We start from the raw sequence: 24,807 nt of genomic DNA, 5'->3' as shown, positions 1-24,807 counted from the left end.
ATTTATTAGAAGTAGTAACGAGCACCTAGAGTCCAGTAGTCGTTCTCTTCGCTAGTGTAATCGTTACCTAGGTCAAACTGGTAAGCAGCAAACGTTACGAAAGCAGGAGTTACAGCGTACTCTGCTTGTAGCGCAGTTTCGCTTGAAACTGTCTTGTTGTCTTCTTCGTCTTCTACGCCTTCGTAGTTAACGCTGAATGTCCAATCGTTTACGCCGTATGCCAAAAGAGCTTCAAGTTGAGAAGTGTCTTTACGCATTTGGTAGAAGTACTCGTTCATACCGTATACTACCGCTGCGTAAAGGCCTGAACCGTATTGACCGTAGTTTACAGAGAATAAGTGTGATTCAGCTGTCTTAGTACCTATAGAAGAATTCTCAACATCACCGCCGCTGTATACGTAGCCAAGACCGAAGCCCGCAACAGAACCGCTTAGTGCGATTTGACCACGATCTTCAAATACTGTTTCAGGCTTAATTTGATCTGTTACTTTGTATTCGCTAGTTTGCTTACCCTGCCAACCTAGACCAAGGTTGAAAGCAAAACCTTCACCAAATTCAAAACCTTTACGGTAGCTAAGCATTTTATCAGCACGAGCTGAACCTAGGCTACCGTGGTTGCTGTACAAGAAATCGTTCGCAAACGCGATTGGTAGATCCGCAACGCCAGCTACATCGTAGTACGGTGACCATTGAGTACCCGCAACAAGGCGACCGTACTGCTCATGAGTTGCACCGATGTAACCTAGACGCGTAGAAAATGACTGATCACCACCGTCAAGGTAGTTAAGTGCCCATTCGCCTTTAGCGTCGATAGTGATACCATTGCCAATGTCTTTCTTGCCCGCAACATTGATACGTGGAGACACTTGGTGAACTTTTACTTCTTCTTCGAAATACTCACCCACGCCAACTGAAACGTGACCGCCGATCGATAAAGATGTACCATCGCTGTTGTAAACTTCTGCTGCGAAGGCCTGTGAACCACATGCTAGTGCCGCCACTGCAACGGCTAGAGTTTTCATTTTCATTGTTAACATCCGTATAGTTGTTTGTACCGGTTCGCTTAGAGACAGATTAAATCCGAATCAATCGCAACGAACACATAACAAAGTAGTAATGAAATAGAAATGAAACAAACACTTTCTTATGCAACCAGTGGTATTAATGCTCACGTTTTGAACTAAGTCACAAAAAAATAGGGAACTTTTCATTCCCCATCATAAAATCTGTGGCTTTTTACGTGTCACATCTCCCAACGTGCGAGTGGCTTCTCAGTTTTGATACCCTTACTGCCCCAGCGGTCAATAACATCAATTTGCAGTATACGACTCGGTTTAATAAGCGATGTCAAGGTTTTCGACGGTCGTTTATCCGTAACTAACCATAGCGTTTTATCTTGTTCAAACTGAGCTTTTAAAGATAATTTGTCTTCTTCTGTCCACTCGAGTTCTGGCTTAAATTCGCGCCCAACCACAAACAATTGGTTGCCAGAGGCAAAGTCCTCTAGTGACTCACTCATCAGTACCACTGAATCGATGCCTTTATCGAAGATCTCTGCCTGTTGTTGGTTGATCAGTTCACGCACATTGAGCATAAGAGCCTGTTGATTCGTTTGAATCGCCTTTTGGTGTTCAGGATATACACGTTGTAGATCCTCTCCAACAATGCCCGCCATTCGGATTAAGTTTGTAGGGTTCAGCCACGCGTACTTCGATGTTGACCCGTTTTCCAATGTCAGTACTGCAACTCCTTGAGCTCTAGGAGAAATGGCCTGCGATGCATCGATTTCAATCAAGTGAATGTTGCCCTGTCGAGCGTAAACATAAGTCGGGTCTTGTTTCCAAATCGCACCAAGAGTAATAGCAACCGTCGCGGCTTGACCCGCTTGCTTAACTTGCTCTGTACCTTTATTTGCGAACCAGTTCTCAAGACGCTCAACGCCGTAACGCTTTGGAGGCAGATACTGAGTCTCTATCCCTGTACCTTTCATGAGTTGCTCAGACAACATGTACGTGACGGGAGTGCTGGTTAAAATGTCTTTGGCGCTTGCCAACGATGGAAGTGTCGTCGCTATAACCAAACCAAAAGTTATCGCTAATTTTTTTATCTTCATGTTCATTACTTTATAAAAAGGGTTACGCTTTTTGGATAATTCGGTAAACCGTTGCTGTTAGGAAAAATGCCGCAGAAACAATGATGATGGATGCGCCTGATGGCACTGGTAGCTCAAGCTCCATCGGCAGTATGGTTCCGACTAAACACGCAATGGTTGCCAATAAAGAAGAAAGGAGAACGAAAGTGCCCATGCGTTTAGTCAATAACCTAGCCGTTGCTCCAGGAATCAGTAGCAATGCACCAACCAATACCGCGCCAATAATCTTTACCGCGGCGATGGTGACCAAGGTGATCATCATGACAAATAAGTAATCATAAAAGCTGGTATTAAAGCCGCGTACACGTGCAATATCCGGGCTGATACAAGTCAGCAAAATGCGGTTAAACGTAGGAATAAGAAGCAGTAATATGATCAAACAACTGATCGCTAAAATAAGGATATCGTTGTCCGTCACAGTTAAGATCGAGCCAAACAACACGTTCTCCAACATGTGAATGTTGATCTTACGAGCAACGTACATTAACAGCGCAGCACCAACCGCTAACGCTAGCGCAAGAAAAACCCCAACCAGTGTGTCGTAAGGTACATTCGTACGATTACGAACAAAGTGAAGCAACAGCGCAAAAATCATACAAAAGCTAAACAATCCGATGATCGGATTCTCTGGCGGCTCACCGAGCAACACACCAATCGCGATTCCGGTAAGCGCAGCGTGCCCAACCGCTTCAGAGAAAAAAGCCAGTCGCTTGGCGATGACTAATGTCCCAAGGCCACCAAGTAACGGTCCTAATATCAGCGCTGCCACAATTGCGTTCACCATGAAGGCATAAGAAAAGCTATCGCTTAACCACCCAGCTTCAACGCCGCTAACCGCTAACTCTCGTAACCAATCCATTATGCAGCCTCCACTTTTGCTGTGTAGTGCTTGAATAATGTTTCTATACGATCAGGACTTAACACATCTGAGTGGTGCCCTGACGCCACAATTTGACGATTTACGACATGGACCTGCGCGTCTAAACGGCGCACTGCGGTCACGTCATGGTGTACTGCCAGTACCGTTTTGCCTTCTCCAACGACTTCATGAATCAAACCTTCAAGGTACCGAACACCTTGCTCGTCCATCCCAGTTGTAGGTTCATCTAAAACCAATAAATTGGGCTCATCCAGTAAAGCTTGCGCAAACAAAACACGCTGTTGCTCTCCGCCAGAGAGTTGCCCCATACGACGATCGCAACGCGTTGCCATGCCCACACGATCCAGCTGGGCCAGAGCATGTTGAGTTTGCTTTGTTTTACGTCGCCAAAATAGAGGGATACGGGTTTGATTAAGCAGCACAAAATCCATCACGGTTAACGGGAGGCTTGCCTCGAACATCGCCTTTTGTGGTACATATCCTATCTTACCCGATGCAGCTGATTGCTCTGGCCAATTGAGTGCAATGTTTCCCGAAAATGGTGTTAGCCCAAGTATCGAACGAAGCAAAGAGGTTTTCCCACCACCATTCGGCCCCATAATCACGTGGCATTTCGCACTCTCGAATTCAGCGTTGATGTTCTGCAAAATAATATTGTCGGCGTATTTCAGGCCCACGTTATTTAAGGAAACGGAAGGACCTGTCATTACGCCTTTTCCCCTGCTCGCTTGCTCGCAACAAACTTCATTGCTTCAATGAGCGTTTCCACGTTATCTCGCATCTCAACCTCGACTTTATCAGCCTCATACTCACCGTGAGTCATGTGAGAAAAGCGATAAAGCTGCACCCCTGTCGCCTCTTCGATGGTATCAACAAAACGGTTCGGCATATTGAGCTCATAAAACAGCACATCAATGCCGGATTCACGAATTTTCTCAATCGTTTCCTGCAACTGACTGGCACTTGGTTCAACGCCATGAGCAGGCTCAATGACAGCTGCGACGTCAACACCAAACTCCTGAAGGATATAGCCGTAAGCATTATGGGTTGTCGCCACCTTCATACCAGCCGTGTCCAACTCACCAAGAGACAACATTGCATCACGCTTCATCAGGCGAAATGTTTTTGCGTATTTACGAGCATTTTGGCGATAAAAAGTAGCGTTGTCTGGGTCCAGTTTACTTAGCTCACTCGCGATGGTGTAAACCTTTTGAATAGTGGTCGATAGACCAACAAAGGTGTGAGGGTTCACTGCACCTTGACCAACTGACTGCCCCATCGCCGGTAACAGAGGCACTTCTTTGTTCGCTTCGATAACCACGAGATCATCACGCTGAGAAGCCTTGATCACTTTCAGTGCAAAATCGTCATGACCAATACCATTGATCACTATTACGTCCATTTCATTTAAGCGCTTAAGATCATTAGGTTGTGGCAAATAGTTGTGAGGATTAAAACCGGCATCAACCAAAGGAACGATGTCCGCCTTCTCACCAACAACGGCTTTAACATAGCTGTAATAAGGTTGAAGCGTAATACCAATACTGAGTTTATCGGCAGCAAAGCCAGTAGAAGACACCGTCAATAACGCGGTGGCTGTAAGAATACGACGTAAAAGAGAGCGTTTGATCATAGTAGTTATCAATTATGTTGTCTTAATGGGCGTGAGAATGGGAAGAAGAGGAATCTGACAGAACGATTTGTTGCCAGCCATGCTGGCGGCGTTTTGCTAGATCGCTTAGTACCTCCGCATTTAACGATCGGCTAGAATCATTAAACCAAATATCAGCTTGAGAACTGCGGCTATCCAACAGCATGGAAGCAGAGCCTTGGGCACTGGTCTTCACGCCAATGTAGACACCGTCATCAATTCGTTGCCACTGATGAGAACCTTTACGCTTCCAGTTTTGGTCTTTCACGAATGGAGCAATCCAAATCGCCTCCATGTCAGAGACCTCAGGCCAAGTTCCAGTTTCTAGCTGCAAATCACGAATCTCTTCATGAGCAAGCTTAAGTTCAGCGATCAAACCCAACTCGTTTTGATGTAAGTCCGTGATTAAAACTTGATGAGCCTGTATGTCTGGCTTTTCAGTCGCAACCTGATGGTAGGGCATAAGTATGGCTGCTGAACTGAGAATCGCTGCGATTGTCAGTGCGACCCACTTTCCTTCTCGGTTACCATCATCAGGGCGAACTTTCTGTACACTCATTTCTCTTTCAGCTCAACGATATCCACTTCCACCGGGCTTTCATGTCCGGCATCAAATACCAAATAGAAATCTGTTTCAGGGTGAGTAAATTCTGCGATGGAACGCTTATCTGTTTTTTCTTTGGCGATCAGATTGTCGTCGTAATCGTACATTTCGACATCGTAGTCGACCGCTGTCGATCCATCCGAGTAGCCCGCTTCACAAATCACTTTATCTTGCGCCAAGTGACAACTCATCAGAGGGAAATGTGCAGCAGCGTGAAAAGAAGTAAATCCAGAAAAAATCAAAGCAGCTTTGAGAAGAGAAGTGTTATTCATGATGATTCCAAAATGGCCCAGCGATTGCTGAGCCTAATTCGATTAGTTAAGTTGAGTTTCAAACGTAAGGTGAACATTGGCACTCGCTTTATCCGCTAATGGATTATCTTTTAATTCGCCTTTGTAGTTCGCTTTCATTAAGTAGCGCCCTGCGACCTCTGGCGTGAAGATCACTTTGCCATCTTCATCACTCACCACATCGATTTGTTCTTGATGGTTTCGGTACATGGTGCCTTCACGTGTGATCTCCGCTGTGACGCCCTCTTGTGGCTCACCATTGAAGAAAAACTGGAAAGTGACTGGTTCACCTTCAATGATGTCCGATGGATGCGTGACTGGCTTCATCTCCAGCATTTTTCCTTCAATCTCCAACGCTTTTTCCGTTGGCATACCAACCGTGATGTAGCTTTCTGCTCGGGTGTAGCTCAGTTGTGTAACCACATCACGCGCCTGTTCTGGAAGTACATCATGACGCTCAGCTTTGTTTGCTCGCGCCCATTTCACCGTATCACGACGACCCGCTTTGTATTGGGTGTAGTAGCTCGGCTGATTATTGATCGCGACTTTGTGCGTGCCTTCTTCCGTAAAAAAGAAATCAAACATAGAACGACGTTTGCCACGAACAACAAAGTTAGGACGCTCAGAACGGCCATCCGGCATCACCACGAACGCTTGGTCACTACCCGCAGGCTTATCAAAAACAAACGTCCCGTGAGAAGCAGTAACATCAAATGTCAGCCAGTCACCACCTTCTTTTGAAACCGTAAAGTGAGAAGGCAGAACCCAACGTGGATGCGCTTGTGCGGTGGTTGTTGCAGCCAATCCCATTGCCATTACACTCGCCAATGCCACTGCTTTCATTTTGGTTTTCATTGTTGTGTCCTTTAATCACTTAACTTGATAATTGACGGTGATGACACCCGTCTCTTGTGTTGGTTTAAGCTCATAGCGCACTTCACTGTCCGCTAGCGTTATTTTTTGACGTAAGTAGTTTCGCCCACCATGTTCACGAACAACTTCGACGTACAATGTGTAATTTCCCTGCTCCAAACGCTCCCCTGCGTCATTGGTTCCATCCCAGACAAAGCGGTATTGACCAGCAGGACGTGTTGCTGACGTCACCGCATCAACAAGTTCACGATCATAACGACCCGCTTTTCTCCACCAGCTGCGCAGGTCTTTTAGCCATTCGTCTTTTCCTACCCATAGCTGAATGGTTTTAACCGGTTTACGCTGGTCATTTTCAACCCACACCGCCACATAAGGGCGTGCGTACATTGAAGTGTCTATCTTTGGAAGTTCGAATTCGAAATCGATCTTCGCGTTATCTGGTAGAGGAGCTGCAGAAAGAGAGAAAGGAGCAAAAGCCGCGATCAAAGCGGCTTTACAAAAGTGATTACGGCGGAAAAATCTTCCTGTGTTCAACATAAGTGTTCTCTAAAAAAGCTGTTATGGAACAGCAACAAAATAAATCACGAGCGACAGTAACGTACCAAAGCTCATCCATTGCATTGACGTTCTAAGCGTCTTCTTCTTAGGCAGTAATAAGCACACACCTGTTAGAACAAAAAACACCATCAAAAGCGCAGTGACGTCGATAAACCACTTCCAAATCCCACCACTGTTGCGACCTTTATGTAGATCGTTCAACAACGCAACAATACCGTAGTGCGTCGTTTCAACCTCTGCCGCACCAGTAGTCATATCAATAAAGACCGTAGCGTTATAACCCGGGCCTTTAAAATCCATAGACAACTCTCCGAGTAACAACTCACCTTGCTCAACTTCGGTATACACATCTAACGCGGAGGGAGTACCGCGAAGCTCGGTTTCTTTAGTCAAGAAAGCAAGCAGTTCTTCACGGTTAGGTTGAAAAGTATCTGAATGTGAAAATAGCACTGAGTGTGGAACCGTAAGAGTATGTTGTTGAATGATAGGTTCACGGCGTTCAAATAATTCGGGGCGATTGAGGGTAATACCAGTTATTGCAAAAAACAGCGTAACTAAGAGAAGAGCCATCGAAATATAGATATGTAGGCGTCGAGCCCAAGTTTGAACACCTTTGCTTTTAAGCAACATAGAAACAATCATCACCAATAAATGTGGGGCATAATTTAGGTGATAATCATTCGTATTGGCATTTAATTTACATTGTTTACTTTTTCAATTCAGCTTGGCTGGCGCATGTTGTAACTATTTGCGCCAATATGAGTGACCAATTGCCTACCCTCTAGATAATAACCCTATTAATTTTAATGACTCAAAATTTAATGATATTTCCAATACTAAAAAGTGGGATAGACTCCACCAAAATGCGCCGTTATATATATTTAATGAAAAACTTAAAGCTATCGATAAGCTAGATTAAAAAGGTAAGCTAAGAAGTTAGTGTTGGGTTAGATAGAGAAGATTTTCTGATGCTAGCCAAACGTTATGGTGCAGTTCAGAAGGAAAAATATGGACAAGAATGTTGTAATAACTCTCTTATCACTTTTCTCAAGTGTCACTTTCGCAAGTGAAAAGTTTGAAGCCAGTTTGTTTAACAACGTAAGCCAATCTATTGATAATTATGGTGCTAAGATAAAGCTGTGCGAATCTATGGCAGACCAGAATACCCCTGACAAACAAACCCTAGAGTATTCAAAGAAGCATATAGAAGCATTAACTCCTGTTCTGCCGTTTTTAAGCGAGAAAGCTTTTGAGGCTTGTGTATTAAAAGAGAAGCAAGAGCTAGCATATTATCTATTAATAGCAAAAAATAACGCTTCAAGAACCTCAACATTAAAGCTTGTAGAATCGACTGAAAGCCTTACTTTTCATATCGAACCTACATCGAGAGAAAAGTTTGAAACACTGAGCAAAGTACATCAAGAATATATAGAGAAAAGCCCTTTTTTCTCCCGACCATTTGATGCATTAGCCTTTTATGAAAAGCTCATACAATAAATAGCCTTTATGACTTTAGACAAAAAAATACCCGAGACTGAGCTCGGGTATTTAATAAAAATGTTCGCTATGAGTTCTGCGTCGATTCTACTTTGCGTAGCTGTGATAGATACTTAACCCAACTTTTTGCCTGATTCGACGGTTTAATCTCATTCGCTCTTTTGGCATTAGCGAGTGCATCGTCAAACCGCTTAAGCTTGTAGTAAGCGCGAGTTTTGATAAGTGCGACATCCGCCTTACGACCACTGACCTTATCGAGCGCGGCAAGGGCATCTTTATAGTGGCCTTCTTGCACCAATAATTGAGAATAGTTCCAGTAATACTGTCGGTCTAACTGAGCAGCAACACGCCAACTATCGATAGACTCTTCCCACTCTTTTGCCATTTGCCAATACGTCGCTTGCTGAGCTTTCAGTTTACTATTCGAGTTTACATCCTCTAGCTCGTTCATTACCAACGCAGCTCTCTCTGGAATACCTCGTTTCGCGTACAATTGTGCCAGCAGCTTTAAGTCATCTTGGCTAAGTTGTAATCCTTTCAGTTTTGCCAACGCCAAAGAGTCCAGAGCACGTTTGTTGTCATCAACACGCAGGTAAAGAGCAACAAGCTGACGCCACCATTCAATTCGCTCAGGTTCAATCGCGATCAAGCGATTGATGGTCGAGATTGCCGGCTTCCACTTTTTCAGTTCTAGCTCAGCAGAAAGCTTTATCGACAATGCGCCAAGCTTGTCTGGCTGACCAAACTTCTCATAACGAGCCATTGCTGAAAGCACTTTTTGCCACTGACTCAGTTGATAATGAGATTGGGAAATACGCAGCCATAGCTCATGCGCTTTTTGACCTTTAGGAATGTTTTTGCTCAAGGCATAGTAATGAGGTAACGCCTTAGAAAAGCGTTGCTCGTTCAGCAGTATATCTGCCAACATTTTTCGGGTTTGCCATGCTTGCTCATCTTGTAGCAAACCACTATTGACTGCCAACTCAAGTTGCTTAATTGCTGCTTGAGTTTGTTCATTCTGCCAGTAAAAAATACCCAACATTCGAGCGACATAAGCTTGGTCATATCCACGAGAAAGCTCCATAGCTTCAAGAGATGAAATCGCTTCTTTTAGTTTCTCCTCTTGAGCCAAGTTGTGTGCTCGTTGAACTCTCGCGGCAGTGTATTGGCTTAACTCACTGGCAATGGTTGAAAGTGCACTCAGGCTTAATACCGTACCGATTAAGAATTTTTTCATCATTTGGCTAACTTGAACTCCACTTTAGCGGTTTGTCCGAACTGCTCAATTGACACACCATCCTCAACTTTTGGCTGATACTTCCATTTTTTAAGCGCACGGATTGCTTCCCTTTCGAACATACGCTGTGGCTCAGCCTCGATCACTTCAATATCTTTTGGTCGTCCAGTTGCATCGATCGTGAAACGCATAATGACATAGCCTTCAACTCTACGTTTCAGCGCCTTACTAGGATAGCGAGGATCAACACGATACAACGGCAGTGCTTGTTGGTTGCCCATTGTTCCCTTCAAGTTTGGCGCACTGATCGCGATACCTTCAAGGGCAGTGTTCAAACCTAAAGCACTGACTGGCGTCATCTGGCTCATTGGCTCCATTTGAGTGTCAGCTTGAGACAGATCCATTGGCTCCGGCGCTTGGGGTGGTTCTGGTTGCTCCGGCACTGAACGTTGACGACGCTGCACGTCTGCTTCATTCTCTACCATCACCATATCAAAACGAACCGCTTCCGAAGCTTCTGGCGCACGCTGGTTGCCTTTATCAACCATCCACGCCATAAAGCTAAACAGGCTCACAGAAATTAACAATGATGCTGGTAGTGCAAGTAACAGCCTGCCCATTAAGGTTTCTCCGCCGCCAATGCGATGTTTTTCACGCCCGCCGCTTTTGCAGCGTCCATCACTTTCACGACAGTGCCATTGTAAGCATGCTCGTCAGCTTGGATAACTAACGAAGCATCAGGCTGATCAAGTAACAGGTGCTCAATAGAGGCCTCAACACGCTCAATATCAACCACTCGTTTGTCGATGTACACGTCATTTGCTGCCGTTACCGCGATAAAAATGCCCGCATCTTTTTGGCTTACCACATTAGAAGCCTGAGGGCGGTTCACTTCTACACCGGATTCACGTACAAACGAACTAGTCACAATGAAGAAGATCAACATGATGAAGACGATATCAAGCATCGACGTTAAATCGACTTGAGCTTCATCTTGTTGGTTAGGTCTGCGTCCGAGTCTCACTTTTGACTCCTTAAAGATTGTTCTAACTGGATAGCTTTTCGTTCACACACTTTGCTAAGGCGAGCATGAATAAACATGCCCGCCAGCGCTGCTACCATACCCGCCATGGTTGGCAACGTAGCAAGTGAGATACCAGAAGCCATCAATTTCGGATTGCTGCTGCCTTGCGATGCCATTACGTCAAACACCGTAATCATGCCCGTCACCGTCCCTAACAACCCTAACATTGGGCAAACCGCCACAAGTAGTTTAATAGTCGATAGGTTTTGGCGCAGTTCGATTTGCGCTTTTGCAATCCATCCTTCACGGATTTGATGCGCGTACCAAGAGTGGTGCTCTGATCTTGCTTGCCACTGCTCACAAAGCTGTTTCTTTACCCCAGGGAAAACCGTTGTGAGATAAATAACTCGCTCCATAACCAACAGCCAGCACACCGCCACGACGGCTGCCAGCCACCATAGGATTTGACCACCTTGCTGCATAAAGCTCATCAAGGTTGTGGCCCAATCCTCACTGATCAAACCCAATGTGTTGAGTAGGATCTGCTCCATTACGCTGCGTTCTCCGCTAAGGTGTTAGAGTGACTTTTGTTGCTCGGCATATCTCGCTCAGCTTGTTCTGCAACTAAACCGATACCTTGCTTTTCTAAGATACTGCGAATATTTTCTGCTTGAGAGCTCAATACGTTGTGCGCCAATAACAATGGCATGGCTGAAACAAGGCCAAGTACAGTAGTTACAAGCGCCATCGAAATACCACCCGCCATTACTTTCGGATCACCATTACCAAATTGAGTGATGACTTGGAAGGTTTCGATCATACCCGTTACGGTGCCCAGTAGACCAAGCATAGGGGCCAGCGCAGCAAGAAGCTTCAGCATCGATAACCCTTTTTCTAGGTGGGTTTGCTCATCAACAACGGCTTCCAAAAGACGTAGCTCTAACGCTTCTACGCTGCGATGCTTGTCTTTCTGATACACCGCAAGCACACGACCCAAAGGGTTGTCTCCTGGCTGTGCTGGAGTTTTCAGTTGCTTCATGATTTTCTGGCGCGAAATCATCAGAGATGCACCACGTACGAGAGCAATCAATAGGCCGATAGCTAATAAACCAAGGATGATTTTACCGACAACGCCGCCTGCATTTAGGCGATCAGCCAAAGTCGGTGAGTTTGCGAGCTGCTCAAGAAGAATGCCGCGTGACGGGTCAATGACAAGCGCATCAATGTCACCAGAGGAAATAGTATTCGCTGTTGGACCGCTTTCAGGCTGACGAAGATAGTTTACCGCATCTCCGCGTTGACCATTCCACTTAACGTAGCCAGTGTCATCCAGCAGCGCCATAGAACCAAGACGAACACCATTAACCGTTTGTTCACGACCTTCGCCATTTAGCAGTGTGAAAGAGACGTTTGCCATCTCACCACTTGCTTTGATTTGTTCTTCCATGCTGCGCCACATCGCCTGAAGTTGGGTCAACGTTGGCAGTGATTTAGCTGCAACAATTGCATCGATATCTTTCTGATATGAGTTTGCATCAACACCCGTTACTGAGCTCTTGAGCTCTGACTCTAGCTCTTTTGCGTTCTGGCGAACGACGCCAAATAGCTCACCTAAGCTCCCGGTTTCTAGACGTAGCTTTTCTTCTAGCTGCGCCAGTTCCGCTTCGTTTTCACCGAAAGTAACACTTAATGAGTCCGCTTCTTCTTGAAGAGCCGCTCGCTCTGCGGCCAATTTATTCTTTATAGCCTGTAGCTCTTGCTCTGTTTTCTTAAAACCTGATTCGCGCGCGACATTGTGCGATTGCTGTTGACGATTTTCTTGCTGCGCCTTTTGTAACAACGCATCACTAGCAAAAGTTGTATGAGGCATTAATGCGGCTGTCGAGATTAATGCAACCGATAACCATTTTTTCATCATTTATTTGCCCTCCGCAGCGGTTAACGACACTGGCAGAGTTAACATACTCGGCGCGATCTGTTTATTCGCCATAGCGAACGCTTTATCTAGCTCTGATTTTTGCTCAGAACCCACTTGTTGCCATGCTTGTTGTTGCTGTGACCAGCTCCAGAATGTCTCACCAGATAAGCTACGTGCTACCAAAGACAAACGCCCTAAATAGAGAATGTCCGCCTCCACAGCTTCATTGTCACCCAGGTTAATCTTGCCTTGGTAAACGCCAAGCTTGGTGCCGTAATCCATTTCAATTTGGTACGCTTCTAAAATACGACGAAACTTCTCTGCATCCGCAACGTCTGCACGCGTCATCATGGAATCCAGCTTTGCTATTCGCTCCTCACGTTGCGCTTTGCGTATAGGCTTGTCGTTAGCGACGAGCACTTTTAAGCCCTCAAGCATGTGATACATCAAAGGCACGACACCTTGACGAGTTTGAGCAATCTGCTCAATTTGCTCGTTCAAGCTATCAACTTCTTGATTTTGGCTCTCAACAAGGCTTGCAAGATGATCGCGATAAATCTTCAAGTTACCGACTTCCTCTTGCAGCTGCTCAATTTCAGCTTCTAGAGTAAGTGATTTTTCTGCGCTTGCATCAATACGTTTTTGGCTTACCGCCGACGACTGGTTTGTTTTACTCTGCACAGCTTGTGCATCGTTTAAGTTCGCCGCGTGAGCGGGAATCAAAACCGATGATATCAACAGAGCGATACTTGATTTCATTAGATTCATACGAGTTATATTTCTGTGTTCCAAAAACGACCAAAGGGGAAGACTACCCTTCCCCTTTAATAATCAAATTGTTATCAGTACTTGAACTGGATTGTTGCCATGTAGTTGCGGTCTTCTCCAACCACTACCCCACTCGCACCTTTTTGCTCGCTATTCGTGCTACCGCCACCTGCGAAGTAGTCGGTATCGAATAAGTTCTCGACATTGAATCGAGCAATGATATCCAAGTTTTCATCGTACTTATGTTTGTATGACACGCCCATATCAACGCGAGCGTAGCCATCTTTCTTGAAGGTATTCGCTGCATCACCGTAGCGATCACCTTCATAAATCAAACCGAGGTTTAAGTTAGTGTTGTCTTGAACCTTGTAGCTAGACCATAGACTTGCCGAGAACTCTGGCACATCTACAGGGCGGTTGCCTTCATATCTTTCTGCCTTCTTAAGCTCTGCATCCAAGTACATTGCAGAAGCGGTTAGCGACAACTCAGGGGTCACAAAACCTTGGGCCATTAGCTCAGCACCTTTGTGTACTTGCTCACCACCTTGAGTTTTCTTATGTAGAACCTTATTACTAGCATCTTTACCACTTTCAACATCCAGCGACATGTTCTCTAATGTGATATCAAACACAGCACCTGATACAAATAAGCGCTGATCAAACAGTTCCCACTTCGTACCGATTTCATAAGAAATTCCGCGCTCTGCATCTAGCTTCTCGCCATCGTTCACGTAAGTTTTGCCACGACCACTGCTGACTTCACCTTGCGGCATAAAGCTTTCAGAGTACTGAACGTAAACCGAGCCATTCGTCGCTGGGTGGAAAATTACACCAAATTTTGGAGAAACCTGGTTTTCAGTCAGGTCATCGTCACGCTTTTCGTCATAACGAACACCTGCAAGCACTTGCCAGTAATCATTAATCGTCATCATGTTTTGCGCGTAGATACCCCAAGCGTCGTGCTCGCTTGTGGACTGTTTAACTTTCCCAGAGTATCCAGGACGAGGCACAGACTGACCGGCTTCTATACTTATAGGGTTGTAATACTTTTGGAAACGGTCATAGGTATACTCTAGATAGTTCGCACCTACCAAAAACGTGTTATCTGTACCAAACAGAGAAAAGTCCGTCGTCACATCTATATATGCAGTATCAAACACCCAATTATCTTTGCGTTCGTTACCAGAATGGTCGATCTTAGTATCTTGGTCATAAGTATCGAAACCTGGGTAAGACTCTACATCAAAACGCTTAAAGTCTTGGCGGTTGTAACCCGCTTTTACGTTTACATTGTCAGTCACTTGAGCATTAATATCGATGCCATAGTTTTCTACATCGTTATCAATTTCAGACCACTGCGCATCCCAGATATACTTATCACCGCGAACCGCTTTGCCATCAATAATGTATGCACCAGAGTCCACACTACCATCGTCTTTCGTGCGATCGTAATGCGCTGACACCATAAAGTTGTCGGTGATGTCGTACTCAACCACTAGGCCCGCAACCGTACGATCCGTTTCTGGCTCGGTACCATCGCCGTAGCTGCGCCAAGAGCCGTAGCTTTCTTTGGCAAAAATTGCGCGCGCGCGCAGTGTCTCTGCATCATTTAGCGCGCCACTCACATCAAGCACCGTGCGTGAGTGATCATTCGAACCTAGATCTTGACTCAAACTAGCTTGTGTTTGAGTTGTTGGTTTTTTCGAAACCATGTTTACCAAGCCACCCGGCTCAGATTTACCGTATAGCAAGCCTGATGGACCTTTAAGCACTTCAACACGCTCTAAAAGCTCAATTGGCTGACGGTAGTGTGACCAGTGTTGACGGCCATCACGAAGAAAACCGTCTGAACTGCTAAGCTCAAAACCACGTAGAGAGAAACGTTCGCGGTTACGGCTTGTACCACCCGCGCTAACACTTGCATCGTTACGTAGCACTTCACCAAGTGTACTTGCACGCTGCTCATCAATTACCGTTTCATCGATAACCGCTACTTGTCCTGGCGTTTCCAGCTGCGTCATTTCCATACGCATTGCTGTACTGTTTGTATCCGCCTTGTAGCCGAACTCTCGACCTTCTACAACTACATGTTCGTCTGTTTGAACGTCCGCCACTGCAGGTGTTGCTAACACCGCACCGATCACTAGCGCCAAATGGCTCTTAGTAAACATATCCTTTCACTCCGATTATTATTTTTCGGGTCACATGCTTGTTGAATGCGATTCCCTCTTAATTATTTCGCGGGTGAATATAAGTGATAAGTATTACCATTTGCATTAAATTTACATTCTTTGCATTTGCAAACTTTTGTAAAGTACTCTCTGATGATGAGCCACAATAACGTGATCAAAATCACAGTTAATAAGACTTAACCATACTTACTGCTTGAACACCAACGTAACACTTAGACCTCCTTGTTCACGATTTTTCGCCGTAACGGATCCACCCATAATGCGCATGGATTCTTTGACAATCGCGAGACCTAAGCCGTAGCCGCCAAGCTTCTTATCTCTTGATGCATCTAAGCGAGTAAACGGGTCAAAAATATCGACCAACTTGTTCTCTGGAATACCTGGCCCATTGTCGGATACAGACATGGAAATCAATTGCTGCCCATCTTTGACATGATTAGCCAGAGAAACTTCTATCTGAGATGCTTGCCCTGAATATTTGATGGCATTTCCAACAAGGTTATTCAAACATCGAATGATGAGCGTTTCTTCGCAAAAAGCTTTGGCGCATGTTGCTTCTGAACGGAATGACAATGTTTGTTCTGGTTTTAAATCGATTTTGCACCGCTCTACTTGCGGTGCGAGCAACACCTCTAAATCACGGCGTTTCGCACCTTTGTCGAAACGCGCATTTTCCAAGCGACTGAACTCCAAGATATCGCTTATCAAATGGTTTAGCTCTTTAGCTTCGTCTTCTAGCCTGGTCACCAAGCTTTGCTCGTTCACCCCAACTCGCTTCCGTAAAAGGTGTAGAACTAAATTCTGTCTTGCTAACGGCGTTCGGAGCTCGTGGGAGACATCTCTTATAAGCAATCGCTGCTTTTCGGCAAGAGAATGAATTTGCTGTGTCATGTGGTCGAAGTCTTGCGCCAGCTCGTTAAACTCGCGCGTATTCGATTTTAACTCTTTCACCACACTGACATTAAAGTCGCCGTTAGATAGCTTTTTGCTTGCTTCTCTTAAGCGATCAAGCGGCTGTTGTAAGTTGCGTGCCATTAGCAATGAGAACAACGCCAAAATAACTACCGCAATCACCACTTTGAGAATAGAGAAATATAAAATGAAGTCATGTGCGGGATGCAGTCGATGTGGCAGTTGAATCACCAAGCTATTATCTTTAACCAAAGGGATATTGATAATCGGGCGATTTACCTTTCCCTCAAGTTGATCATCAATACTTCTTTTAAATTGAAGTTTGAACTCGAAGTGTGGATGCATTAAACGGTGAGTGACGGGTTGCTGGTGCTCATTCAGCACAAACAGATAAAAGTTTTGCGCGTTCGCCCAGTCAGCAAGTTCATCCATGTCTCCGTGCTCAATCAGCACATTGGCTTGATGTGCAAGATCGAGCATTTCTTCTCGCACACTGTCCGGCACTTTTAGCATGGCTTTCACGAGAGCTTGCTCCGCCATTGCTTGTACGACCAAAATACTTATCACAATTGCAGTCATATAACTAAACAACTTAAACGCTAAGCTGTCTTTACGTTTCGCGATAAAAGGTGGGCACGTGAGCTTCATTAATTGTTTACAGCCTCTAGGTAGCTGTAACCTTTGCCACGGAAGGTTTTGATATGTTGCTTAGAGAGCCCTGCTTCTACTAGCTTGCGACGTATATTACTGATGTGCATATCAAGGTTGCGGTCAAAAGGGCTTAGCTCTTTCTTTAATACTTCGGTTTGGAGTTCCGCTTTTGAAATCACCACACCTTGGTTTTTGACTAAATAGCTCAGTAATTCGGCTTCCGTGCTTGTGAGTGGTAAGCTATTGAGCTGATCACTGATCGTTTGAACGGTACTGCACATCGTCTGACGTTGGCGCTCTAAACCAACACGACGAAGAATCGCTTTGATGCGCATCAGAAGCTCAGCAACATTAAAAGGCTTTCCTATGTACTGATCGGCTCCCGCTTGGTAGCCATCAAGCATCGAGTTTTCATCATTAAGAGCAGTAAGCATTAGAATAGGTGTCGCGAAGCGTTGACAGATTCTACGGGCAACTTGCATGCCGTTAAGGTTTGGTAACATGACATCAAGCAGTACAAGATCTACCGGCGTTTTTTCCATATATTGCAAAGCACTTTCACCGCAATGTACAGAAGAGACAATATAGCCCTCCTCTTGCAAAACTGCTTCTAATAGCTCACACAAAGGAACGTCATCATCCACTATCAAAACTCGAGACATTACCACTCACCATTCAAATAAAAATGGTTCGCATTCTATTACTCATTTACAAATTAAACAACTACACACCCTAGGGCTTTAGTACAAATAGCTCTATAGCAGTAGCCCGGAGTGCTAAGCTAACTAGCACCTGATAATGAGGGTAGATCAGGGCTTTAGCTTCGTCTCCTTAGCGACATTTTCTACGATGTGTTTTAAGTGGGCGCTGATCGTTTTTAATGTGACAAGCTCCTCTTCAGTGAAGGGATGCATCAGAACTGAATTTGCTCCGTTTTTTCCAATAACCGTAGGTAGGCTGAGAACAACATCATGCAAACCATATTGCCCCGACATCATCGTACCGACGGGCAACACCGATCGTTCGTTAATCGTCACGGCTTGAATGATTCGAAAGACACTGGCGGCAATGCCATGAACGGTGTTCTGCTTACGCCGAAAGATTTCGTATCCCGCCTGTTTCACCGCCTCAAGAAGTGCGTGCGGATCAATTCTCTCAATGTTATGGGTATCGCAGTAATAGTCGGCCGGTTGCCCAGCGATAGAAATTAAGCTCTTAGGAGTAAAGCAATGGCTACCATGCTCTCCTAATACATAACCAAACACGTTCTTCGGGTCTAGGTCTACACGGCCAGCAACAATACTCATTAAACGAGCGGTATCAACTACACAGCCACTGCTAATAACTTTACTCGGCTCAAAACCGGTGTTGGTGACAATAAAGTGCGCCACGATATCGCATGGGTTTGACACAACAATCAACACCGCATTTGGCGCTACGCGTTCTATTTGACGCGCAATATCAACTCCAATTTGAACATTAACCTCAGCAATATCTAAACGAGTTTGTCCTTGTTTAATCTGCGTACCAGCGGTGATAACAACAAGAGAGGCTTCGAGTAAATCTAAGTAATCATCCGACGGCATAATGCGTGTGTTTTTTGAAAAAGTCAGTGCCATCGTGTGACGAAAATCAAACACTTCACCCTCGGCACGTTCTAAATTTTTATCAAGTAGAACAAGCTCACTAAAACCACCCAGAGTGAGTAAGTAATTACATACTCCCACACCAACAGCTCCTGCACCAATAACACCGATCTTCATATTTCTCTCTCCCGATAACCATGATGCACTCGCAACTACCTTGCTCTTTAAAAATGAGCGGCAGGAGAATAAAAGTCCAACTTTGGTTCATGATTCGACAGGAGTGCTTCCAACGACCTACCTTGACGAATGGGCGATGTAGCTTTTATTAAGACGATCTTACAACATGCACCTTGAGGTATATCTTCAAAGCAAAAAGCGAGTACAATCTGCTCATAACAAAGCAGAAGATGAAGAACATGGAAACATTAGTAATTGGTCATCGTGGTGTTGCTGGCTCATACCCAGAAAATACAAAAGTGAGCGTTCAGGCCGCCATTGACCTCGGATTAAATTGGGTTGAAGTTGATGTACAACCGACCAAAGATAATGTTTTAGTGGTTTGCCATGATCACACCATAAATCGATGCAGTAATGGACAAGGGCGTATCGATGAACTGACTCTGGAAGAGTTAAAGGCGTTGGATTTTGGTAGCTGGTTCAGCACAGATTTTTCAGGTGAGAAAATCATGACATTAGATGAGCTGCTCACTTTAGCTACTGAGCACAAGCTTAACTTGAATATTGAAGTTAAGGTAGATCGCCACCCAGCAGAAGAAGTGGCACAAGCTCTCGCCAACATACTAGCAAAAAGTCCCATGCCGCAAGAGAAGGTACTACTCTCCAGTTTTAGTCATGATGTCATTAGAGCGCTGCATAAATACTGCAATGAGTATCGATTAGGTGTATTGAGTGAATTCTTAACGAGAAAAGATAAACGCCTTTTGGAAGAAGTTAACGCCTATAGCTGCAACCTAAACATTAACTGGGTTCGCTCGCGCCAAATAAACAAACTCCAGCAGGCGGGTTACAAAGTGATGTGTTATACAGTGAACAATCCAAACAAACTGAAGTACCTACCTCAGTTAGACGGTATATTCAGTGATCATCCACAACGCTTTATGCCATAGCACATACCACCTTGAGCTTCAGAGGCACCATTTCGTTACCACTCAATCTGAATTGGTGTCCCCATCTCTACAAGCTGGATAAATTCATCCATCTCTTCATTGGTAATCGCAATACACCCATTGGTCCAATCAAAGCTTTGGATATAAATCGGCAACTGACTCTCACCGTTTTTTAAACCATGAATTTTGATGTTCCCGCCAGGGGACACACCTCGGCGCTTCGCTTCCAACGTATCAATCGCATCAGGATAGCTAATATGCACAGAACGATAAAAAGCCGAGTCTTCTATAACGTAATCTAAGGTGTATTCGCCCTCAGGTGTACGATTGTCTCCCTCTTCTTGTTTATGCCCTTTAGGGCTCGCCCCTAAAGCAATGCGGTATTCTTTTAGTATTGTGCCTTGTTCCATTAAATACATTCGACGCTTTGACTTGTCGACTTTAACAAGATCTACAGCTGCATGGACGCCAGAAGCCAACACACAACACAAGAACATAGAGCACCATTTCACTGACATTGCCGGAACGCCTAACCTAACTAAAGTGAACAAGAAAAGAGCGATTATGCTAGTCAGTTAGCGCCCGTAAAGCAAACAGTATCTGGGGTAGAACCTGTATTACCTCAGGAGCTAATGGGATGAATCCGCAAGTGCAGAATCGTAAGATAATACTCATTGAAAGGCGTGATCGTGATCGTTGTTTGATATGGCAAAAGTTAAAGAGAAGATTTCTCTATTCATTCCGCCTAAGTTGCATTACTTTATAAGTATATTTATTTATAAAGTCCGCACTTTTTGAGAGGGAACCATGATTAATATTGCTTTTTTTAGTGCAAAATCCTACGACGAGGCCTCTTTTAATAAAATTAAAAATAACCGAGATTTTGAATTCCACTATCACGACTTCCGGCTAACCGAAAAAACCGCCAAAATGGCACATGGTTGCGATGTCGTGTGTGCTTTCGTCAATGATGACCTTTCAGCTCCCGTTCTTAAACAGCTTTCTCTGGGCGGAACTAAGCTTATTGCCATGCGCTGCGCGGGTTTTGATAAAGTGGATCAACAAGCTGCTAAAGAACTTGGCTTACAAGTAGTTCGAGTTCCAGCTTACTCACCAGAGGCGGTGGCAGAGCACACAGTCGGTTTGATGATGTGCCTAAATCGTCGCCTTCACAAAGCCTACCAACGCACACGTGACGCCAACTTCTCGCTAGAGGGCCTAGTTGGCTTTAACTTTTACGGGAAAACCGTTGGTGTCATTGGTACAGGTAAGATTGGTATCGCGACGATGCGTATCTTCAAAGGGCTTGGCATGGAGCTGCTTTGCTATGATCCTTACGAAAATCCATTAGCACTAGAAATGGGAGCGCGTTACTGTTCGCTTGAAGAAATCTACGCTAGTGCGGATATTATCTCTCTCCATTGTCCAATGAGTGAAGAAAACTATCACCTATTGAACGAAAAAGCCTTCGCACAAATGAAAGATGGTGTGATGATCATTAACACTAGTCGAGGCGAGTTGCTGGATTCACTAGCAGCGATAGAAGCATTGAAACAAGGTAAGATTGGCGCGCTTGGTCTAGACGTGTATGACAATGAAAAAGACTTGTTCTTCCAAGATAAATCTAACGATGTCATCGTAGACGATGTTTTCCGTCGCTTATCGGCTTGTCATAACGTGCTGTTTACTGGCCACCAAGCATTCTTGACTCACGAAGCACTTAATAATATTGCCTCTGTGACCCTTGATAACGTCGAAGCCTTCTTCTCTGGTAACGTATCGGGCAATGAACTGATTAACTAAAGCCAGACAATCGAGAAGTATAGTAGAGCGTGTGATCTCAGCTATGCTATACTTCTCGACTATTTAAAATTTGAGCCAAATTACCATGAGCATAAAAACTGATATTCAAAAGCTGCACAACCGTTTAGATACATGCCAACGTAAACTTGATGCGGCACGTTCTCGTGGTGATCACGAAATGATTACAAAGTTCACGGATGAAGTAGAACAGCTAACCAAAAAGCTTAATCAGTTAAAGCATAAGCAAAACTATGAGCTGAACAAAGAACGTAAAAGCTTACTTGATATGCCATTCTCTCGTGAAATCACCAAAGCAGAACAAGCGGACATCGGCAAACTGAAAAAACGCGTACGCGGCTTAGTAATCGTTCACCCACTAACAAAAGTTGGTAAAGAGCTTCGCCTCGATGTCATGACAGGCTTTGCGCCAAAAGAGTTTTAAACTCATATTAATACTCGTTGAGCCTAAGCATTTGCTTGGGCTTTTTATTTTGTACTGCTTCATTAAATTTCATCGAAATATCAACCCATAAGCTCTTAAAAAGGCCAGCGACAAAAGCCACTGACCAAATTCAAAATGCCAGTCTGCATTACTCGCCTACGACAGTTGCTGCAACTTGTGCTCCACAACGGGGTCATTCGGAACTAACTGCTGAGCCACTTCCAAAAGTTGTAATGCATCTTGCGGATTATCATGCTCATGCTTCATCGCAATATCAACAAGTGGCTGAATATCGATTTGCGCTTGATGCTCCTTCACATGTTCTTTCTTTTCTTCAATTAACACATTATGAGCGGTACTCAGTAAGTTCAAACGATGCTGTGAACTCGCATTCGCCTTGTTAAGGCACTGATAGTAATCTTCTTTTAATCGCAGCGTTTTGGTCTGATGACGAAACTGCGCTATATCTATCTTCTGATAACGTATAAAGTCTACAGCCACTTGCTTATAAAAACCGAATTTATTCAAATACGTCGCGTGGGTACCATGTCCCATACCGAAGACTCTCAAGTGAGTGAGCTCTGGGTAGCGTTTGGCGTGAAGGCGGTCGATTTCATTGGTTGGATCATAAATGATGTAACCTTTTGCATCTCCAAGGTTGAGGTCGTGGTACTTTCCTTCCCAATCAAATTGTTGGGCAAGTTCAGTACTGGGCCTGTCATCCCATGGCACTAGCACTTTGTTTTTTGTACTGACCGGGTGAAACATCAATACTTGATCCAACTTTAATAGATTGGAAAAGGCGCCAATAGCAAAACCACCGCGGCTAAGGCCATAACCTAAACGGCATTCAAAAGGCTCAAGTAATGTCGATAACTGCTCTAGAAAGAAAATCAAATTACGGCTGCGAAACCAGTTACTTTTCCCAAGGTGCTGAAAAGAAATAATATTTACTTTTTGTTTCTGGGCTAAGCGATAGCCCCAAGGCGCAAAGTCTGAGTGTAAGTCCTGTACTTGTAGATTCGTACCAGCAGGGGAAAAGGTGAACAACAGCGGTTTATTTCGGTCGACAAACTCATACTTAACAAACACATCATCAAGTAAGTCCTCCCCGGACATCGGTAGCCTGGTTTGCTGTTCTTCACGAGAAAGAGCCAGCCATTCATCCAACCAGTACAGTAACTTCATTAATCCTCCATCTAAATTGCGCCTAGCAATTGTGTTAAAAATCTAGTTTTTAGTGTGTGATCATCTCCCCCTGGTTACAGGGGACTCTGATATCAGTCCTCTTTTAAAACAAAGCGTGAATTTGCTTATTAAATTGGTCAATATCTATGGTTTGATGACGAACAAACTCCTTCGCCACCAGATTAAAAAATTCTAATTTATCTAATTGTGTGGATTGAGTGCCGTGCCCCATACCGACGACTTTTAAATGAGTTAGCTCTGGGTAACGTTCAGCATGAAGACGATCAATACGATTGGTGGGGTCATAAATAATGTAACCTTTGGCATTGCCCAAATCTCGATCATGGTAGCCGCTTTCCCAATCGAACTGTTGAGCAAGCTCAGTGCTGGGCCGATCATCCCATGGCACTAACGCTTTATTTTTTGAGCTAACAGGATAAAACAACAAAAGATGATCCAACTTCAGTAAGTCAGCGAATGCGCCAATAGCAAAACCACCTCGGCTCTGCCCATAACCCAAACGACATTTGAAGGGCTTAAGCAACTCAGACAACTGCTCCAGAAAGAAAATCAAATTCCGGCTACGGAACCAATTGCTTTTACCTAAATGTTGAAAGGCAATAATGTTTACTTGTTGTTGTATTCCGAGGTCGTAGCCCCAAGGAGAAAAATCCGGAGTTAAGTCTTGTACCTGAGCATCAGTACCGGAAGGAGAAAATGTGAACAACAATGGCTTGTTAAGATCGACGAATTCATACTTCACAAAAACATCATCAAGTAAATCGTAGCCAGAAATTGGTAAAGCAGCATTTTGCTCTTTTTGAGTAAACGCTTGCCATTCATCTAACCAGTAAAGTAGCTTCATTTTTTCTCCAAGTACATCAGCAGTATTTAGACTGAAACTCTATCAAAATGCTTTTAAGCATCCCACGTTGAGACTTAACAAAGCTCTACTTAAAGCCCAAATGACCTATGGAAATGTCTTCGATTGAAGATATTACTGCGTAAACTACACCCAAAGTGAGTACGCTAAAGAACTTAGAGAAAGGGCCGGAGAAAAGCCAATTAGAAGTTTTCGATAACAGCTGTTAAAAAACAGCAGATACAAAAAAACCGCTGTAAGAACAGCGGTTTTTTAAAGGTGGCGGAGAGATAGGGATTTGAACCCTAGATACGCTATTAACGTATGCCGGTTTTCAAGACCGGTGCTTTCAACCACTCAGCCATCTCTCCACAAATTGTCACTAAAACTTAGTCTTATACTATCGATGCTAATTTTTAGTTTTGCCTTCAGTTATCTTAATTAAAAAGAAACTTGAAAGCGATGTTTAAAGCCTGGCGATGTCCTACTCTCACATGGGGAAGCCCCACACTACCATCGGCGCTATTTCGTTTCACTTCTGAGTTCGGCATGGAAATCAGGTGGGTCCAAAACGCTATGGTCGCCAAGCAAA

General features: G+C 44.4%; 27 protein-coding genes, 1 tRNA gene and 1 rRNA gene. 4 read left to right on the top strand and 25 right to left on the bottom strand.

From position 1 onward, the window contains the following. Window positions 1-5: 5 nt before the first annotated feature. The 10 genes from L3V30_RS16560 to L3V30_RS16515 all read right to left on the bottom strand — a co-directional run bounded on the left by L3V30_RS16560 (window position 6) and on the right by L3V30_RS16515 (window position 7,638). Window positions 6-1,028: a porin gene (locus tag L3V30_RS16560; protein WP_150917201.1), complete on the bottom strand. Its 1,023-nt coding sequence runs from the start codon at window positions 1,026-1,028 to the stop codon at window positions 6-8. Window positions 1,029-1,243: 215 nt separating this feature from the next. Then, window positions 1,244-2,113, bottom strand: coding sequence for a zinc ABC transporter substrate-binding protein (locus tag L3V30_RS16555; protein WP_124007443.1), 870 nt, complete (start codon window positions 2,111-2,113; stop codon window positions 1,244-1,246). A 22-nt stretch (window positions 2,114-2,135) separates the two neighbouring features. Next, entirely contained in the window at window positions 2,136-3,011 is an 876-nt protein-coding gene (locus L3V30_RS16550) for a metal ABC transporter permease (RefSeq protein ID WP_104972216.1), read from the bottom strand. Beyond that, window positions 3,011-3,739 carry a metal ABC transporter ATP-binding protein gene (locus tag L3V30_RS16545; RefSeq protein ID WP_104972215.1) on the bottom strand — a complete coding sequence of 243 codons (729 nt, stop codon included), beginning with the start codon at window positions 3,737-3,739 and terminating at the stop codon, window positions 3,011-3,013. The genes L3V30_RS16550 and L3V30_RS16545 overlap by 1 nt, the downstream gene beginning before the upstream one ends. After that, window positions 3,739-4,665: a zinc ABC transporter substrate-binding protein gene (locus tag L3V30_RS16540; protein WP_005393555.1), complete on the bottom strand. Its 927-nt coding sequence runs from the start codon at window positions 4,663-4,665 to the stop codon at window positions 3,739-3,741. The genes L3V30_RS16545 and L3V30_RS16540 overlap by 1 nt, the downstream gene beginning before the upstream one ends. Before the next feature lie 22 nt (window positions 4,666-4,687). Further along, window positions 4,688-5,242: a DUF6162 family protein gene (locus tag L3V30_RS16535; protein ID WP_237309331.1), complete on the bottom strand. Its 555-nt coding sequence runs from the start codon at window positions 5,240-5,242 to the stop codon at window positions 4,688-4,690. Then, entirely contained in the window at window positions 5,239-5,559 is a 321-nt protein-coding gene (locus L3V30_RS16530) for a hypothetical protein (RefSeq protein WP_065645581.1), read from the bottom strand. Before L3V30_RS16530 ends, L3V30_RS16535 begins: the two co-directional genes overlap by 4 nt. 42 nt (window positions 5,560-5,601) lie before the next feature. Continuing rightward, window positions 5,602-6,432: a DUF4198 domain-containing protein gene (locus tag L3V30_RS16525; protein WP_237309330.1), complete on the bottom strand. Its 831-nt coding sequence runs from the start codon at window positions 6,430-6,432 to the stop codon at window positions 5,602-5,604. A 15-nt stretch (window positions 6,433-6,447) separates the two neighbouring features. Next, the gene (locus L3V30_RS16520) at window positions 6,448-6,987 is read right to left on the bottom strand and encodes a DUF2271 domain-containing protein (RefSeq protein WP_237309329.1); all 540 of its coding nucleotides are present in this window, start codon (window positions 6,985-6,987) and stop codon (window positions 6,448-6,450) included. A gap of 21 nt (window positions 6,988-7,008) precedes the next feature. Further along, the gene (locus L3V30_RS16515) at window positions 7,009-7,638 is read right to left on the bottom strand and encodes a PepSY-associated TM helix domain-containing protein (RefSeq protein ID WP_139060115.1); all 630 of its coding nucleotides are present in this window, start codon (window positions 7,636-7,638) and stop codon (window positions 7,009-7,011) included. Between the two features lie 378 nt (window positions 7,639-8,016). Between L3V30_RS16515 and L3V30_RS16510 the strand changes: the two genes are divergently transcribed. Beyond that, the gene (locus L3V30_RS16510) at window positions 8,017-8,505 is read left to right on the top strand and encodes a hypothetical protein (protein WP_237309328.1); all 489 of its coding nucleotides are present in this window, start codon (window positions 8,017-8,019) and stop codon (window positions 8,503-8,505) included. A gap of 67 nt (window positions 8,506-8,572) precedes the next feature. Here the strand turns inward: L3V30_RS16510 and L3V30_RS16505 are convergent, their stop codons facing one another. From L3V30_RS16505 to L3V30_RS16460, 10 genes are all read right to left on the bottom strand, one after another. After that, entirely contained in the window at window positions 8,573-9,745 is a 1,173-nt protein-coding gene (locus L3V30_RS16505; protein WP_237309327.1) for a hypothetical protein, read from the bottom strand. Then, entirely contained in the window at window positions 9,742-10,362 is a 621-nt protein-coding gene (locus L3V30_RS16500) for an energy transducer TonB (protein WP_005393542.1), read from the bottom strand. The genes L3V30_RS16505 and L3V30_RS16500 overlap by 4 nt, the downstream gene beginning before the upstream one ends. Next, window positions 10,362-10,766 carry a biopolymer transporter ExbD gene (locus L3V30_RS16495; RefSeq protein WP_005374257.1) on the bottom strand — a complete coding sequence of 135 codons (405 nt, stop codon included), beginning with the start codon at window positions 10,764-10,766 and terminating at the stop codon, window positions 10,362-10,364. Before L3V30_RS16495 ends, L3V30_RS16500 begins: the two co-directional genes overlap by 1 nt. Beyond that, window positions 10,763-11,317, bottom strand: a complete 555-nt coding sequence (locus L3V30_RS16490; protein ID WP_006741219.1) for a MotA/TolQ/ExbB proton channel family protein — start codon at window positions 11,315-11,317, stop codon at window positions 10,763-10,765. Before L3V30_RS16490 ends, L3V30_RS16495 begins: the two co-directional genes overlap by 4 nt. Next, entirely contained in the window at window positions 11,317-12,684 is a 1,368-nt protein-coding gene (locus L3V30_RS16485; RefSeq protein WP_048624654.1) for a MotA/TolQ/ExbB proton channel family protein, read from the bottom strand. Before L3V30_RS16485 ends, L3V30_RS16490 begins: the two co-directional genes overlap by 1 nt. Continuing rightward, window positions 12,685-13,452, bottom strand: a complete 768-nt coding sequence (locus L3V30_RS16480) for a DUF3450 domain-containing protein (protein ID WP_053807981.1) — start codon at window positions 13,450-13,452, stop codon at window positions 12,685-12,687. A gap of 74 nt (window positions 13,453-13,526) precedes the next feature. Beyond that, entirely contained in the window at window positions 13,527-15,623 is a 2,097-nt protein-coding gene (locus tag L3V30_RS16475) for a TonB-dependent siderophore receptor (protein ID WP_237309326.1), read from the bottom strand. 207 nt (window positions 15,624-15,830) lie between these two features. Beyond that, window positions 15,831-17,204 carry a sensor histidine kinase gene (locus L3V30_RS16470; protein WP_237309325.1) on the bottom strand — a complete coding sequence of 458 codons (1,374 nt, stop codon included), beginning with the start codon at window positions 17,202-17,204 and terminating at the stop codon, window positions 15,831-15,833. Next, window positions 17,204-17,869 carry a response regulator transcription factor gene (locus L3V30_RS16465; protein WP_006741214.1) on the bottom strand — a complete coding sequence of 222 codons (666 nt, stop codon included), beginning with the start codon at window positions 17,867-17,869 and terminating at the stop codon, window positions 17,204-17,206. Before L3V30_RS16465 ends, L3V30_RS16470 begins: the two co-directional genes overlap by 1 nt. A gap of 147 nt (window positions 17,870-18,016) precedes the next feature. After that, window positions 18,017-18,970 carry an L-lactate dehydrogenase gene (locus tag L3V30_RS16460; protein ID WP_237309324.1) on the bottom strand — a complete coding sequence of 318 codons (954 nt, stop codon included), beginning with the start codon at window positions 18,968-18,970 and terminating at the stop codon, window positions 18,017-18,019. 239 nt (window positions 18,971-19,209) lie between these two features. On the opposite strand from L3V30_RS16460, the gene L3V30_RS16455 reads away from it, so the two are divergent. Beyond that, a complete protein-coding gene (locus L3V30_RS16455) occupies window positions 19,210-19,920 on the top strand; it encodes a glycerophosphodiester phosphodiesterase family protein (RefSeq protein WP_237309323.1) in 711 nt (236 codons plus the stop codon). A gap of 35 nt (window positions 19,921-19,955) precedes the next feature. Here the strand turns inward: L3V30_RS16455 and L3V30_RS16450 are convergent, their stop codons facing one another. After that, the gene (locus L3V30_RS16450) at window positions 19,956-20,438 is read right to left on the bottom strand and encodes a L,D-transpeptidase family protein (protein WP_041853100.1); all 483 of its coding nucleotides are present in this window, start codon (window positions 20,436-20,438) and stop codon (window positions 19,956-19,958) included. A 289-nt stretch (window positions 20,439-20,727) separates the two neighbouring features. On the opposite strand from L3V30_RS16450, the gene L3V30_RS16445 reads away from it, so the two are divergent. Beyond that, a complete protein-coding gene (locus L3V30_RS16445) occupies window positions 20,728-21,723 on the top strand; it encodes a 2-hydroxyacid dehydrogenase (RefSeq protein WP_047007948.1) in 996 nt (331 codons plus the stop codon). An 85-nt stretch (window positions 21,724-21,808) separates the two neighbouring features. Further along, window positions 21,809-22,165, top strand: coding sequence for a YibL family ribosome-associated protein (locus L3V30_RS16440; protein WP_005374274.1), 357 nt, complete (start codon window positions 21,809-21,811; stop codon window positions 22,163-22,165). A 156-nt stretch (window positions 22,166-22,321) separates the two neighbouring features. Here L3V30_RS16440 and L3V30_RS16435 read toward each other — a convergent pair whose 3' ends face one another. From L3V30_RS16435 to rrf, 4 genes are all read right to left on the bottom strand, one after another. After that, entirely contained in the window at window positions 22,322-23,353 is a 1,032-nt protein-coding gene (locus L3V30_RS16435; protein ID WP_203342659.1) for a cytosolic protein, read from the bottom strand. 103 nt (window positions 23,354-23,456) lie between these two features. Then, window positions 23,457-24,218 carry a cytosolic protein gene (locus tag L3V30_RS16430; RefSeq protein WP_237309322.1) on the bottom strand — a complete coding sequence of 254 codons (762 nt, stop codon included), beginning with the start codon at window positions 24,216-24,218 and terminating at the stop codon, window positions 23,457-23,459. Between the two features lie 277 nt (window positions 24,219-24,495). Further along, window positions 24,496-24,586, bottom strand: a tRNA-Ser gene (locus L3V30_RS16425). 100 nt (window positions 24,587-24,686) lie between these two features. Then, window positions 24,687-24,803 (bottom strand): 5S ribosomal RNA (gene rrf / locus L3V30_RS16420). Window positions 24,804-24,807 lie beyond the last annotated feature (4 nt).

Source organism: Vibrio sp. A1-1, from assembly GCF_021728175.1.
GTDB lineage: Bacteria > Pseudomonadota > Gammaproteobacteria > Enterobacterales > Vibrionaceae > Vibrio > Vibrio diabolicus.
Note: the sequence above shows the minus strand (reverse complement) of the source record. Positions and strands in the feature narration are given on the sequence as shown.

Excerpts from the sequence above, each read along its gene's own strand:
- L3V30_RS16560 (WP_150917201.1), bottom strand. The coding sequence starts at position 1,028 with ATGAAAATGAAAACTCTAGCCGTTGCAGTGGCGGCACTAGCATGTGGT.
- L3V30_RS16555 (WP_124007443.1), bottom strand. The coding sequence starts at position 2,113 with ATGAAGATAAAAAAATTAGCGATAACTTTTGGTTTGGTTATAGCGACG.
- L3V30_RS16550 (WP_104972216.1), bottom strand. The coding sequence starts at position 3,011 with ATGGATTGGTTACGAGAGTTAGCGGTTAGCGGCGTTGAAGCTGGGTGG.
- L3V30_RS16545 (WP_104972215.1), bottom strand. The coding sequence starts at position 3,739 with ATGACAGGTCCTTCCGTTTCCTTAAATAACGTGGGCCTGAAATACGCC.
- L3V30_RS16540 (WP_005393555.1), bottom strand. The coding sequence starts at position 4,665 with ATGATCAAACGCTCTCTTTTACGTCGTATTCTTACAGCCACCGCGTTA.
- L3V30_RS16535 (WP_237309331.1), bottom strand. The coding sequence starts at position 5,242 with ATGAGTGTACAGAAAGTTCGCCCTGATGATGGTAACCGAGAAGGAAAG.
- L3V30_RS16530 (WP_065645581.1), bottom strand. The coding sequence starts at position 5,559 with ATGAATAACACTTCTCTTCTCAAAGCTGCTTTGATTTTTTCTGGATTT.
- L3V30_RS16525 (WP_237309330.1), bottom strand. The coding sequence starts at position 6,432 with ATGAAAACCAAAATGAAAGCAGTGGCATTGGCGAGTGTAATGGCAATG.
- L3V30_RS16520 (WP_237309329.1), bottom strand. The coding sequence starts at position 6,987 with ATGTTGAACACAGGAAGATTTTTCCGCCGTAATCACTTTTGTAAAGCC.
- L3V30_RS16515 (WP_139060115.1), bottom strand. The coding sequence starts at position 7,638 with ATGTTGCTTAAAAGCAAAGGTGTTCAAACTTGGGCTCGACGCCTACAT.
- L3V30_RS16510 (WP_237309328.1), top strand. The coding sequence starts at position 8,017 with ATGGACAAGAATGTTGTAATAACTCTCTTATCACTTTTCTCAAGTGTC.
- L3V30_RS16505 (WP_237309327.1), bottom strand. The coding sequence starts at position 9,745 with ATGATGAAAAAATTCTTAATCGGTACGGTATTAAGCCTGAGTGCACTT.
- L3V30_RS16500 (WP_005393542.1), bottom strand. The coding sequence starts at position 10,362 with ATGGGCAGGCTGTTACTTGCACTACCAGCATCATTGTTAATTTCTGTG.
- L3V30_RS16490 (WP_006741219.1), bottom strand. The coding sequence starts at position 11,317 with ATGGAGCAGATCCTACTCAACACATTGGGTTTGATCAGTGAGGATTGG.
- L3V30_RS16485 (WP_048624654.1), bottom strand. The coding sequence starts at position 12,684 with ATGATGAAAAAATGGTTATCGGTTGCATTAATCTCGACAGCCGCATTA.
- L3V30_RS16480 (WP_053807981.1), bottom strand. The coding sequence starts at position 13,452 with ATGAATCTAATGAAATCAAGTATCGCTCTGTTGATATCATCGGTTTTG.
- L3V30_RS16475 (WP_237309326.1), bottom strand. The coding sequence starts at position 15,623 with ATGTTTACTAAGAGCCATTTGGCGCTAGTGATCGGTGCGGTGTTAGCA.
- L3V30_RS16470 (WP_237309325.1), bottom strand. The coding sequence starts at position 17,204 with ATGAAGCTCACGTGCCCACCTTTTATCGCGAAACGTAAAGACAGCTTA.
- L3V30_RS16465 (WP_006741214.1), bottom strand. The coding sequence starts at position 17,869 with ATGTCTCGAGTTTTGATAGTGGATGATGACGTTCCTTTGTGTGAGCTA.
- L3V30_RS16460 (WP_237309324.1), bottom strand. The coding sequence starts at position 18,970 with ATGAAGATCGGTGTTATTGGTGCAGGAGCTGTTGGTGTGGGAGTATGT.
- L3V30_RS16455 (WP_237309323.1), top strand. The coding sequence starts at position 19,210 with ATGGAAACATTAGTAATTGGTCATCGTGGTGTTGCTGGCTCATACCCA.
- L3V30_RS16450 (WP_041853100.1), bottom strand. The coding sequence starts at position 20,438 with ATGTCAGTGAAATGGTGCTCTATGTTCTTGTGTTGTGTGTTGGCTTCT.
- L3V30_RS16445 (WP_047007948.1), top strand. The coding sequence starts at position 20,728 with ATGATTAATATTGCTTTTTTTAGTGCAAAATCCTACGACGAGGCCTCT.
- L3V30_RS16440 (WP_005374274.1), top strand. The coding sequence starts at position 21,809 with ATGAGCATAAAAACTGATATTCAAAAGCTGCACAACCGTTTAGATACA.
- L3V30_RS16435 (WP_203342659.1), bottom strand. The coding sequence starts at position 23,353 with ATGAAGTTACTGTACTGGTTGGATGAATGGCTGGCTCTTTCTCGTGAA.
- L3V30_RS16430 (WP_237309322.1), bottom strand. The coding sequence starts at position 24,218 with ATGAAGCTACTTTACTGGTTAGATGAATGGCAAGCGTTTACTCAAAAA.